This window comes from Peribacillus faecalis (assembly GCF_014712675.1).
Lineage (GTDB): Bacteria > Bacillota > Bacilli > Bacillales > DSM-1321 > Bacillus_AD > Bacillus_AD faecalis.
On record NZ_JACXSI010000003.1, the window covers coordinates 49,797 to 63,511 of the forward strand.

General features: G+C 40.4%; 9 protein-coding genes. 3 read left to right on the plus strand and 6 right to left on the minus strand.

Going from position 1 to position 13,715, the window contains the following annotated elements; all coding sequences use genetic code 11:
* Positions 1 to 64: 64 nt before the first annotated feature.
* Positions 65 to 2,119 (minus strand): beta-propeller domain-containing protein, encoded by a 2,055-nt coding sequence (locus tag IEO70_RS02050; RefSeq protein WP_190996699.1) that lies wholly within the window; start codon positions 2,117 to 2,119, stop codon positions 65 to 67.
* Between the two features lie 125 nt (positions 2,120 to 2,244).
* Between IEO70_RS02050 and IEO70_RS02055 the strand changes: the two genes are divergently transcribed.
* A complete protein-coding gene (locus tag IEO70_RS02055) occupies positions 2,245 to 2,862 on the plus strand; it encodes an NAD(P)-dependent oxidoreductase (RefSeq protein ID WP_190996700.1) in 618 nt (205 codons plus the stop codon).
* A gap of 353 nt (positions 2,863 to 3,215) precedes the next feature.
* On the opposite strand, the gene IEO70_RS02060 is transcribed toward IEO70_RS02055, so the two are convergent.
* From IEO70_RS02060 to yhbH, 4 genes are all read right to left on the minus strand, one after another.
* The gene (locus IEO70_RS02060) at positions 3,216 to 4,562 is read right to left on the minus strand and encodes a TrkH family potassium uptake protein (RefSeq protein ID WP_190996701.1); all 1,347 of its coding nucleotides are present in this window, start codon (positions 4,560 to 4,562) and stop codon (positions 3,216 to 3,218) included.
* 301 nt (positions 4,563 to 4,863) lie between these two features.
* Positions 4,864 to 5,430 (minus strand): class D sortase, encoded by a 567-nt coding sequence (locus IEO70_RS02065; RefSeq protein WP_190996702.1) that lies wholly within the window; start codon positions 5,428 to 5,430, stop codon positions 4,864 to 4,866.
* 10 nt (positions 5,431 to 5,440) lie between these two features.
* Positions 5,441 to 8,443, minus strand: a complete 3,003-nt coding sequence (locus IEO70_RS02070) for a SpaA isopeptide-forming pilin-related protein (RefSeq protein WP_190996703.1) — start codon at positions 8,441 to 8,443, stop codon at positions 5,441 to 5,443.
* Between the two features lie 284 nt (positions 8,444 to 8,727).
* The gene (gene yhbH / locus IEO70_RS02075) at positions 8,728 to 9,897 is read right to left on the minus strand and encodes a sporulation protein YhbH (RefSeq protein ID WP_190996704.1); all 1,170 of its coding nucleotides are present in this window, start codon (positions 9,895 to 9,897) and stop codon (positions 8,728 to 8,730) included.
* A 563-nt stretch (positions 9,898 to 10,460) separates the two neighbouring features.
* Between yhbH and IEO70_RS02080 the strand changes: the two genes are divergently transcribed.
* Positions 10,461 to 11,480, plus strand: a complete 1,020-nt coding sequence (locus tag IEO70_RS02080) for a serine hydrolase domain-containing protein (protein WP_190996705.1) — start codon at positions 10,461 to 10,463, stop codon at positions 11,478 to 11,480.
* Positions 11,481 to 11,595: 115 nt separating this feature from the next.
* A protein-coding gene (locus IEO70_RS02085) for an IS3 family transposase (RefSeq protein WP_407948297.1) occupies positions 11,596 to 12,929 on the plus strand; the annotation gives its coding sequence in 2 pieces (ribosomal slippage) (positions 11,596 to 11,991 and positions 11,994 to 12,929; 1,332 coding nt in all).
* Positions 12,930 to 12,992: 63 nt separating this feature from the next.
* Here IEO70_RS02085 and alsE read toward each other — a convergent pair.
* A complete protein-coding gene (gene alsE / locus IEO70_RS02090; protein ID WP_190996706.1) occupies positions 12,993 to 13,682 on the minus strand; it encodes a D-allulose 6-phosphate 3-epimerase in 690 nt (229 codons plus the stop codon).
* Between the last annotated feature and the right edge of the window lie 33 nt (positions 13,683 to 13,715).

A 13,715-nucleotide genomic window follows, 5' to 3' on the forward strand; every position in this document is an offset into this window, starting at 1 on the left:
AATATCTCTGTCTCTTATGTGAATATTTCTTGAACGTCAAAAAAGCGGACATGTCGTCCACTTTTTACCGTTTCTTCAATTCTATCTCATTTCCCTTAGAATAATCCTCCAAACGATAAGACTTAATTGTCTTATTAGAAATCGTATAAATCTCATCATCAATATAAATCATTCGGCGGATACTATTCTCCCAATCGATTTCCTCTTCTTTGTCGCCGTCGTTTTTGATGGTCGCCTTCAGCTTAATTCCGTTCTCTGGCGTGATTTCGTAAATGAGCGCGCCATTCATGATAAATTTGTGATGAAACGGTTCAGAGGATTCATAAACAGAAATCGGAAATCCGTACAGATGCTTGTCCTTTTGCTGAAAAAGCGCCTTATGATCATGAATAAGATCCGAACTTGTTCCAGCTCCTCCGATTATGACTGAGTCTTTTTCCTTCGGATGATGAAAATCACTAATATCAAACAAGGAAATCTTCATTCCTTTATTTTCGACAAAGGATTCTCCATTCCCCCGATCAATTAGCTTCGTATCAAAGCCGAAGCCGATTAAATGATTTTCATCATGAAAGTGAAGGTAGTTACTGTAGCCCGGTACTTTCAGCTCGCCGAGTACAGCCGGTTTGGCAGGGTCGCTCGTATCTATCACAAATAGCGGGTCAACCTCTTTAAAGGTGACAATATACGCCTTGTCTCCCATATAGCGCACGGAATAAATACGCTCATCTTTAGCCAATCCGTTCAACTCGCCGATTATCTGCATATTTTCGTCCAGAACGGATAAAGAATTCGTTAATTGTTTTTCCTGAATTGTGGTTGCAATTCGGAAGTTACCCTCATGCTCATCCATCGCAAACTGATTGATGATACTCCCTTTCACCTCTCCCAAACTATGATATGTCATGTTCAAGCCGTCGATTGCATATTTGTAAACTTGCGTGGACGCTCTTTCATTTTCAAGATCATAATAATTGGCTGCTAAGTATAGGTTTTCATAGGACATATAAACATTTTCTCCGCTGCCTAAAATTGTTTCTATATTATATTCAATTTGTTCTGTGCCTAAATCAATTGCCAGCAAGTGCATATAATTTCTATCTTTCGATTTCGGCACGTATTGAATTTTGTCCAGTTTCTGCTTGTGAGTACCGCTTTCGCTATCAAAGTAGCGCGGAACAAACGCTGCGTCGTCTTTTGCTTCTCTTAAAATCCATACATCAGGATATTGGCTGGCAATAACATACATATGCGAATTGTAAAGTCTTGACGTGCGATAGTCTCCTTCAACGCCAATCTCCTTTAGCTGTACCGGCTCTTCTTTATTCGTTACATCAAAAATTTTGATTGTCATGTAGCTGTTTGGCATGACACTTTTATCCTCAGAAAAAATCGAGTGCGCATATTTTTGCGAGATTACGGTGAGCCTATCATCTTGCAGGAATATCGCCTGAGGATTGTCTTCCTCATCAAACGGTATGGTTGCTGCATGCTCCATACTTTTTGCATCTGTTATAAAAACATTCTCATGATTACTGGAATAAATATATTGTCCATCTGTCTTCACAATATCTCCCTCATCAATACCTTCTACCTGTACATTTGTTTCAGAATAATCATTGCTGGTGTCTGAAGATTCCATCTTGGCATCTTCTTTCATCATGACATATTTTTCTTCCTCTAGATCCGCTAGCAAAATCGCACGAAGCTCTTCCTCTGACTCAATAACAGGTAATGCCGTATATACTCTGAAGGAAAATAGTTTTTCTCCTGAAAGAGGCAAACCAAAGCGTGACATAATACGATTAGACAATTCCAATACATACTTCCCTTCCTGCAAATAATAATTTTCTTTTGGTTTAATGACCAGTGTTCTAGCATCGTCGTTGATTGAATAGGTGACAGGAATTACATTGCCCGCTTGATCTTTCACTGAAATATGTTTCTCACTAATGGATGACTTGTAGATTGGATTTGAAAAAGAAACGGTAATCGCTTGATTCGCCATCATTTTTGAAAAAGCCGACACATTATTAACGGAAGTTGTACCATACGAATAAATTAACACGCCGATTACTGCTAATGCCCCTATTCCAGCAACTGCCCACCATTTTTTCATAACACACTCCTCCAACCATATTTAACCATTAGACGTTGAAACCGTTCGAAAAGTTGCAGATTCTTCGAAGTTAGGTAAGTGCGTATGCTACAATGAGGGAAACAAAGCGAAAGTAGGGGAACTGCGTGAAAATCATCGTCTTTGGCGCAAACGGAAAAACAGGGAGAATTGTCATCGAGAAAGCATTGCAAGCAGGTCATGAAGTATCAGCATTTGTGAGGGATCAATCGAAGCTGCAAATTGAGCAGCCCGGCTTAACAATCATTGAAGGTCAAGCTACTGTACTTGCCGATGTTGAACAAGCTGTTGCCGGTCATGAACTTGTCATTTCATGTTTAGGATCTGATAAAGGAATGGGCAAATCCACAATCTTGCACGAAATGACAAAAAACATCGTAGCTGCTATGAAGAAGCAAGATGTTAACCGTATCATTTATATGGCATCAGCAGGTGTTGACAAGGAAATCCCAGGCCTGACTGGTAAAATGGTTATGAAGATGCTAGCCAATCCACTGGCAGACCACCGTAATGCAATCGCAGAAATTAAAGCAGGTGGACTGACATACACAATCGCCCGTCCAATGGGTCTGACTGACAAACCGGAAACGGGTCAATACCGCGAAGCTATGACTGGTATTCCAGACAAAGGCCGCAGCATTTCTAGAGCGGATGTTGCTGATTTTATTGTTAAAACGATTGGGAATTCGCAGTATGAGAATAAATCTGTGGCTTTGAGTGATTAAGAGAGGGGATTCCTCTCTTTTTTTATGAGCTGAGAATGCTGTTTAAGGCGGTCAGCATACTCGAGGAAAATTTAAGAGCGGTGGCGAATAATTTGAGAGTCGTCGTCCGACATTTGAGAGCGGTGACGCGTTATTTGAGAGCCGTCATTCGACATTTGAGAGCGGTGGAGCATTATTTGAGAGCCGTCGTGCGACATGTAAGAGCGGTGATCAAATGCACATCATAGGCGGTAAAATTTCCGAAGTGAAGTCCTGCTAATAAAAAGTTAATTTTTCGAGTTCACATTAGAGCTTTGAATAGGCGCCCCTACGTTCAATAAATAGATAAGTCGGCACCATCACTAGCACCGACCTCACCCAATAATAACCCGCTCCTTCGGATAACGATAATGTTCCTTCTCCTTCTCTCCGCCAAGAAAGATGAACGACAAAATACCGACCCGACCGATAAACATTAAAACAATCACCGTTATTTTGCCAAACATAGACAAGCTGGCTGTAATTCCGAGTGATAATCCCGTTGTTCCGAACGCTGAACATACTTCAAAGACAATTTCCATAATCGAAAATGGCTCGGTAATGCTGAGTGAAAAAATCCCCAATCCGCAAACAATCGTCGCAATCATCGTCACTACGACCGACTTCTTCACGTCATCTTCATGAATCTCACGGTTGAACACTTTAATCGTCTGGCTACCTCGTGCGTAGTTATATAGAAATAACAAGTTAATCGCAAAGGTCGTTGTCCGTATGCCGCCTCCGACCGAGCTGGGCGAAGCGCCGATAAACATGAGCAAGCCTATGAAAAGTAATGTCGGATTCGTAAATTGGCTGACATCCATCGTAGCAAGACCGGCGTTTCTCGTCGTCACCGATTGAAACAGAGCGTAGAAGAAACTGTCTGTCCAGCTTTTACCGTTAAAAAAATGATTAAACTCAAGCAATAAAATCAGCAGTGTCCCAATCACAACTAAAGCAAAGAACGTAGCAGTCGTCAGCTTTGTATACAGCGAAAAATGAAAAACAGGATCTGATGGCTTTTGTGTTAAAAATGCCTTTACTTCAATCAATACCGCATATCCGATTGATCCGAAAATAATTAATAGTATGTTGATAAATTGAATGAAATAATCCCCGGCAAATGGAATCAATGAATTGCCGACAATATCGAACCCGGCATTCGTCGTTGCACTTACCGACATATAAAGAGCCTGTATGAATGCCTCCGAAACAGACGGATAATAGTGAAATAAGTACAACCATAGTACGAGTGCACCAATCCCTTCAACAATGAGGAATAAAATCAAAATCTCTCTAATCATTTTCACCAAACCGGAGAAAAATAGCTGGTTTTGATCTGCCATAATCAGTTTGCGTTCTTTAAAGCCGATTCTCTTTCGGAAAATCAACCAAATAAAAGTGCTCAGCGTCATTACACCAATTCCGCCGAACTGCATAACAAACAGCATAATGAAATAACCGGTCGTACTGAATGTTTCCGTAATATTCACGACTGAAAGCCCCGTTACACTAACAGCGCTGACCGCCAAAAACAAAGCATCAATGAACGGCAAATGCACCCCATCCTGCAAAGCAATCGGCAAACTGAAAAGGAGGGTTGCAATCATTACCGCCAGAAAATAGTAGGCCACAATTATTTGCGCCGGTGTCATTTGATCAATTATGCGTCTAATTTTCATGATGTAATCCTTTAATATGTATTTTCCAAAAAAATCCTTGCTATTTGTTAAAACAAACTGCTATATATTGCCTTAGTGTTGCTGAAATAGTATCAATTCATTCATATTACCTGCTTAATCTTGGCCCATTGCTAATCATATTAATGTATGGCATTACATTGCAGACTACATTATATTGTTAAAGAACTTGAGAGAGACTAAAAAATGACACCCGCTAAATCAGCGAGTGCCATTTTAATAAGCATGTTATATTAATATGTAATTTCCTTTACAAAAGGACGTGTGCGGTTGCTAATTATTTTTAATCAGCGCTCAAAAGGCCTTTTACAGCAATGCGCTTCTTTCCATCTTCTGTGCATGTTATTAAAGTAATTTCAATTTGATCAGAATCCGCCAAGACATCCACATCAGTTTTTTCAATCGTTTTTTTACTGGCAACTGTATACTCGAAAATTTCTTCGGAAGTCTTCAAATAGATGACGTCTCCTATTTTGATTTCCGGTAAACGATTAAAATGCCTGCCCTTAACTATACTGCGATGTCCGGCAACCGTATAGTTCCCTTGCCCCGGCTCCTGATTATCTTTAATTTGCGCTAGCGCCACACTTAAATTTTCTTTCGTAGCTTTTGATAAAACTAGTTCTTCAAGCTGTATAGCCGGAATAGAAAGTATAATCCCTTTAGCGAGCTCTTCAGCATCAATTGATAAATGCTCTTCATCAATTGCATCCCATTCCCCTTTATCCACTAGTTGCAACGCTTCTTCTATATATCGAATATCTGCAGCTTGTTTCTGGAGATAAAACAACGGAAAACAAATGAATAATGCTCCTAAAAACAACAACACCCTTCCAACTGTACTTCTCATACTAGCCCTTTTAGTTCATTCTTTTTGATTTCGTGCTGAAAATAACAGCAGATGCCAATAAGAAAAATATTCCCGCAGCCATCATAAAGCGAAGCCATTCTTCACCTGTTTGCGGTAACATAGCAGAATCAATATCAGAGCTATTTAATTGATTATCGTTAGGCGGCACTGGGCCTTCTCCTTCTGTTTCATCATCTGCCGGCGGCACTGGTTCCTCTCCACCTGTTTCATCATCTGCCGGTGGGACTGGGCCCTCTCCTTCTGTTTCATCATCTGCCGGCGGCACTGGACCCTCTCCTTCTGTTTCATCATCTGCCGGTGGGATTGGTACCTCTCCGTCTGTTTCATCATCTGCCGGCGGCACTGATCCTTCTCCTTCCGTCTCATCATCTGCCGGTGGGATTGGTACATCTCCGTCTGTTTCATCATCTGCCGGCGGCACTGATCCTTCTCCTTCTGTCTCATCATCTGCCGGTGGCACTGGGCCCTCTCCTTCTGTTTCATCATCTGCCGGCGGCACTGATCCTTCTCCTTCTGTTTCATCATCTGCCGGCGGCACTGGACCTTCTCCTTCTGTTTCATCATCTGCCGGCGGGATTGGTCCCTCTCCTTCTGTTTCACCATCTGCCGGCGGCACTGATCCTTCTCCTTCTGTTTCATCATCTGCCGGCGGCACTGATCCTTCTCCTTCTGTTTCATCATCTGCCGGTGGCACTGGGCCCTCCATTAATTTATTCACGAACGTGAAACTGTACTCGCTTCGATCTTCGCCAATTGTAACCTTGGTCACTTCTTCAGACAGCACATAACCTTCCGGTGCTTTCGTTTCCTGCAGCTCATATGTGCCGTGAGGCAAGTCTTCGAAACTAGCTTTCCCTTCTTGATCGGTCGTGGCCTTTTCTATCACTTCGCCATCTTGCGTTAGTGTGAATTCCGCTCCTGACAACGGACTTTGGTCAGCTTCGTCCACTTTTAAAATCGAGATGCTTCCTTTTTTGATTTTTTCATTCGTGAAGGTAAAACTGTACTCACTCTTCTCTTCGCCAATCGTTACCTCTGTCGCCTCTTCTGACAGCACATAACCTTCCGGCGCTTTCGTTTCCTGCAGTTCATATGTACCGTATGGCAAGTCTGCGAAACTAGCTTTTCCTTCTTGATCGGTCGTGGCCTTTTCTATCACTTCGCTATCTTGCGTCAGTGTGAATTCCGCTCCCGACAACGGACTTTGGTCGGCTTCATCCACTTTTAAAATTGAGATGCTTCCTTTTTTGATTTTTTCGTTCATGAAGGTGAAGCTGTACTCGCTCTTCTCTTCGCCAATCGTTACCTCTGTCACCTCTTCTGACAGAATATAACCTTCTGGTGCTTTCGTTTCCTGAAGCTCATATGTGCCGTACGCCAAGTCTGTAAAACTCGCTTTTCCTTCTCGATCGGTCGTAGCCTTTCCTATCACTTCACCATTTTGGCTAAGCGTGAATTCTGCTCCTGACAACGGACTTTGGTCGGCTTCATCCACTTTTAAAATTGAGATGCTTCCTTTTTTGATTTTTTCGTTCATGAAGGTGAAGCTGTACTCGCTCTTCTCTTCGCCAATCGTTACCTCTGTCACCTCTTCTGACAGCACATAACCTTCTGGTGCTTTCGTTTCCTGAAGCTCATATGTGCCGTACGCCAAGTCTGTAAAACTCGCTTTTCCTTCTCGATCGGTCGTGGCCTTTTCTATCACTTCGCTATCTTGCATCAGTGTGAATTCCGCTCCTGACAACGGACTTTGGTCGGCTTCATCCACTTTTAAAATCGAGATGCTTCCTTTTTTCTCTGCGATCTTTTCGTTCGTGAAAGTGAATCTGTACTCGCGCTCCTCTTTGTCAATTGTTACCTCTAACACTTCTTCAGATAGTATATAACCTTCTGGCGCTTTCGTTTCCTGCAGCTCATATGTGCCGTGGGGCAACTCTGTGAAACGCGCTTTTCCTTCTTGATCTGTCGTAGCCTTTCCTACCACTTCACCATTTTGGCTGAGCGTGAATTCCGCTCCTGACAATAGACTTTGGTCCTTCGCATCTATTTTAGTTAAAACAATTCTACCTAAATCAGAATTATTGAGTTCTGTTGGAATAATGTAGCCTTTAAATGGATAGTGATGTGATTCATATCCTCCAGCTGTTTCATTATAAAAGTTTTGAAAAACAACCGTCCCGTTGAAATTACCTGAACCACTTGGAGTGAATGTGCAATCTGGTGCCAACACTGAACCATAAATAGCCATGCCACTCAAATCCAAAGTTTCTAATTCGGGAAAATTCCACATCCATTTTTCTGCATTACTACCAGTCGCTGCAGAATCCTTATAGAAAATTTGTAAATTCCCCATAGACAATGACGTACCAAATACATTTACTAGTACAGTTGCTGATTCAGGGACATTAAATTTTATACCATGAATTTTACCTTTGGCTAACTGATCTGTTGTAACTGAAAATACATTTAGTGATTCATTAGTTCCGGTAAATATTAACGTTCCATATACATTCTCTACCGTACCGTTGGGAGTTAACTTTGACCAAGCAGTAGATGAAGACTTTAGACTAAGATAAGCAGCGTCAAAGTCAATTACATCTGAAACAATCGGGTTATCTTCTCTATTATTATTTGTCATCGTATAATTAATGATAGTCCCTTGAGTACCGATAGCAGTATTGCCATTAAAGTTAGTACCACCAGTAATATTAATCTTCTTCCCTACAACTAAATCAAAGCGGTCTGTTGAACTAGAAAGCTTATCTCCAATTCCATATCCTATATATTTCGCTTCGTTTCCTACTGCAACCCTCCCTTCAGCATCGGAATAGCTTTGATAATGATTATTTAGCACGAAAACGTTATAATCGTTTGCGATTCCAAGATTAGAACCAATCCCTGCAGCTTCTGCCATTTGATTAGAAATCCCCGGAATCACGCAGTTTACTAAATTCATTAAAATAATTGCAAAAATCAAAAAATTATTCTTCACTCTGTCTCTCCTTGTCAATAATATATCGATATAACTTTTATTTTTAAAAAAATTAAGTCTCCTACAAATATACGATTAAATCATTATTCTAAAATAATTTCCACTCTTTTTTAAAAAAAGATAATATTTATTTACAAAAAAATAAAAGCCGATAATCCAAAACGGGTTACCGGTAGAAGAATGTAAAAATATACAAATTTCAATTCTCTCAAAAACTTATCTGCTTTAAATCTTTTAAGCAAAACAAAAAAACCAACCATAATGGTCGGTTCAACACAAAACTTCTAAACAGTCATTTTATTATCTTCTTTATGAAAAAAGCTCTTCATCGCATGAAATACATCTGTCTTCTGCTTCAAAATGTAATATTGAAACTTCTCGTGCTTCATATTTTTGTAGGCGCTCATAAGTGTCGAATGGCGGTTGTATTGATTGACTTCGCCGTAACCAAACATGTTGGATAGTTCCATAATTTCCTCAACTAGCTTGACACAGCGTGCGTTGTCGGACGTCAAGTTGTCACCATCGGAGAAGTGGAACGGGTAAATATTAAACTTATTCGGTGGATATTTTTCATTAATGATTTCTAAAGCTTTCCGATAAGCCGAGGAGCAGATTGTTCCACCACTTTCCCCTTTTGTAAAAAAGTCTTCCTCTGACACAACTTTCGCCTCTGTATGATGAGCGATGAACTCGATTTCGACAGTTTCGTATTTAGTGCGCAGGAAACGTGTCATCCAAAAGAAGAAGCTGCGCGCCATGTACTTTTCCCAAACACCCATGCTGCCTGACGTATCCATCATAGCCAAAACGACTGCTTTCGAGTCCGGTTTCGTGACTTCATTCCATGTTTTAAACTTCAAGTCTTCCTGAAAAATTGGATGGAAGCCTGGATTACCATTAAGGGCATTACGTTTAAACGCGGTAATCATTGATTTTTTCTTGTCGATATTGCCCATTAATCCAGTTTTGCGAATATCATTAAATTCAATTTGTTCAATTGTGTGGTCAGCCTGCTCTTTTCTTTTTAAGTTCGGAAGCTCCAGCTGGCTGAATAAAGCCTCCTCTAATTCTAATAATGACACTTCCGCTTCATAATAGTCCTCGCCTGCCTGATCTCCTGCTCCTTGCCCTTTTCCTGGTCCTTTTTGCTCGGCAGAACCATCTCTTGCGACAACATCTCCTATATTCGAATCTCCGTCTCCTTGGCCAACATGTTTGTTTTTATCATAGTTGTAGCGAATTTTAAACTCATCCAATGACCGAATCGGAATTTTTATTACGTCAGTCCCGTTAGACATAATGATGCTTTCTTCAGAAATTAAATCAGGTAAGTTATTTTTGATCGCTTCTTGGACTTTTTCTTGATGTCTTTGTTGATCATCATATCCTTTGCGATGGAGGGACCAATCTTCCTTAGAAATGACAAACTGATGACGACCATCAACCGGCATGCTATTTCCCCTCCCTATTACCTTGTATTTTTATATCATATGCATGACTGTCCGTCGGTTTGCTAATTATTTTGAAAATAAGATATTCGCCTACTAAGAAAAACCGGCACCGGTCCTTTTTCATCATGACTACGCTACTTAGATTTACCTCGATGAAAAAGGAGACATGCGGCAGGACTAAGACAGCCGCGCCGTGAAACCCGCTTTTGGTTTCACAGAGTGGATGGCTTAGGACCGAGCATGGCAGGTGTAAGGTTAGACATCGAGAAAAACCGACACCGGTCCTTTTTTATCATGAATATGCTGCTTAGATTTACCTCGATGAAAAAGGAGACATGCGGCAGGACTAAGATGAATCACACAAGAAACCCGGTTTTGGTTTCTTGGGGGAGGCAGCTTAGGACCGAGCATGGCAGGTGTAAGGTTAGACATCAAGAAAAACCGGCACCGGTCCTTTTTTATCATGAATATGCTGCTTAAATTCTCTTTTTGAAAAAGTCGAGCTTAAAAGTGTACGAATGGGTCTTTTTTATGAGAAAGTCATAGTGGGGAGGGATTTTCATATGAATCTGATTAAAGATATTAAATGTGATTTTCATCCAGTTTATGAACATGTGCAAAACACTCTAGAAGCTGTTGATGCGTCCGGGGGGGCTATGATGATTATTCACAACGATCAAATTGCATCTGAGGCCTATTGGGGTACATATACGCCCGGAGCTAATTCGAAGCCGATTCAAGAGAATACGCAATTCCATGTTGCCTCTGTTCGGAAAAGTTATATCGCTCTTGCAGTGGCGTATGCTGTTTATCATAAATATATTCATTCTATAGATGATAAAGTGACAGACTATTTGCCTTCGCTTTCAGCTGAAGTATTCGCAAATGTCACTATCAGACATTTGCTGACGCACACTCACGGTTTAAAAAATACGTTCGGCAATGTTGTTCGGGAGTTCCCTGCCGGTGAAGCATGGGCATACCGTGGTATAGGTGTCCGCTTACTTACAGATCTTATTCAGCAAACGACTGAAAAAACGATCTCCGAAATTATTACAGAACTTGTGATTAAGCCAATGAACCTTAAGGAAACCGGATGGTACGGAGCTAAAAAACCAAATATAGTCCAGGTGCTGCGCGATCATAACGATCCTTTTTATTATTGGAGCAACAGCACAGACGGAGATAAAATGAATATGTATATTTCAACGAGAGAACTGGCATATTGGGGCTATCTTCATTTAAAAGAAGGTTTCATTAACGGTAAGCAAATCGTCCCTAAAGAAATGATTAACATGGCGACATCATTGCAAAGTCCGTCTACTCTTCATAAAAGCTTCCCTCAGAACGGCTTTTTATGGTTTGTAAAAGATGCCTACCCATCAAAGCAGAATGAGATTGGAGATTTGGTACCTCAAGGCTCCTTTCAGCTGCTAGGCTATACAGGCGTTGCCGTTCTCGTTATCCCTGAGCATAATTTAGTTGCTGTTCGCATGACGAATCGCTTCGGTTCACCGCTCGGCTACAATTATCTGGCCGATATCCGTTCGTTCGGGGATACCATTATATCATGCTTAAAATGAAAGGCTTGTCCATTTTAAAATGTACCCTATAGAGTAGACACTTTAAAAAAAGGTCTACCTATGGGGTACATTTTTTATATAATGAAACAAACATCAAAGAAATACTGGGGAAATTATGAGTAAAAAAACTTTTACAGAGAAAGAAATTCAACTGCTATCTAAAAATCCATACATTCAATCAATTAGCTCGAAGTCTATTACCTATACAGAAGAGTTTAAACATATATTTATCAAAGAGTATGAAAAAGGTATGTTTTCAAGAGAAATCTTTGAAAAATATGGTTTTGATATTGATATTATTGGCATCAAGAGGGTGAAATCATCATCAGAGAGATGGAGAAGAGCTTATCAGAAAAATGGCGTTTTAGGTTTAAAGGATACCCGAAATGAAAAGTCAGGCAGACCACGCAAAAGAGAGCTTACACTTGAAGAGAAAAATGCAAGATTAGAAGCTCAAATCAATTTATTGAAGGCGGAAAATGAGTTGTTAAAAAAGATACGTATGGCGGAATGGAATCTCAAGAAGTAAGAGAAATCCCACCGAGTCAGAAATACATTCTGATCCGTTCCGTCATTGAAAAGTATCACTTACAGAACATGGTGAAGTATTTATGTGAAATCGCAGGTGTTTCACGCAGTGGTTACTACAATTATTTTTCCGAGAAAGCTGCGGAAGAAAGAAAGCGTAAAGATGAAAAGGATGAAATCGCTAAAGAATGGATATTGAAAGCTTTCCATTTCAAAGGCCGCATGAAAGGGGCACGTCAAATCAAAATGACTTTGGCGGGTCAATTTAAGGTTGTCTACAATTTGAAGCGCATACGCCGAATCATGAAAAAGTACGGCATTACTTGTCCCATCAGGAAGGCAAATCCATATAGAAGAATGATGAAAGCCACACAAGAACATCGGGTTGTGCCTAATCTCCTAAACCGTGAATTTGATCAGGGTACCCCAGGTAAAGTGCTTTTGACGGACATCACCTATTTATTTTACGGAAAAGGTCAAAAAGCTTATCTCTCGGCCATCAAAGACGGTTCAACAGGTGAGATATTGGCTTATCATGTATCTGAGCGTATGACCATTGACTTAGCTACTGACACCTTAAAGAAACTTAAAAAGAATCGTCATTTTAAGAAAGCGGAAGGTGCTTTAATCCACTCGGATCAGGGAGTTCATTACACTCACCCGGAATTTCAAAAAGTAGTGAAGAAACTCAAATTGCGTCAATCTATGTCTAGAAGAGGTAACTGTTGGGACAATGCTCCTCAAGAATCTTTCTTTGGCCATTTCAAGGATGAAGCTTCTATCAAAGAATGCGCAACCCTTGACGAGTTAAAACGTGAAATCAAACGGTATATGACTTACTACAATCATTACAGATATCAATGGAAATTAAATAAGATGACCCCTGTACAATACAGAGATCATCTTAATCAAGCAGCCTAAGGGCCTTTTTTATAAATGTCCTTTACAAAGGGTACATTTCATTTTTCGGACAAGCCTTATTTCTTATACAGTTTGCAGCACGTTCGTTTCTCGGTTAAAGATTTCCAGCATTTTCAGCCATGCTTCATCAATGTCTTCATCGAGATTGAATAGACCCGAAGCACCAATGATGAACACCTCGTTGCCGGCTTCCGCCAGGCATTTAAATGTCTTCTCGTTGCATGAGCCGTCTACTTCAATTAAATAATGATAGCCGTTTTCCTCTTTCAACTGCTTTGCCTGTTTAATTTTATCAATCATTTCCGTAATGAACGATTGCCCGACAAATCCCGGATCGACCGTCATGATCGTCAATTTATCAATGAGATGTATGTATTCGCTTATGTATGATAGCGGTGTTGCAGGATTCAGCACGATACCGACTTTTCTTCCCGAATCTTTAATTTGATGAATGAGCCGAAACGCATCGCGGTCAATCGTTTCGGCATGGAGACTAATATATTCTGCTCCTGCATCAATAATCATGCCGATAAAGTCTTCCGGTTTTTCAACCATCAAGTGGGCATCAATCGGTAAGGTAGCCACTTTCTTCAATTGCTCAATAAAAAAAGGTGACAGCGTAATATTTTTCACATAATGGCCATCCATTACATCGACATGATACATATCCGCACGTTCATTCAAACTCTCAATTTGCTCACTGAATTTCGTTAAATCCATACACATCAGGGAAGGTGAAAAAAAATATTTCATAAAAACACCTCACTTTAAGTTTTGCTTCTCTTT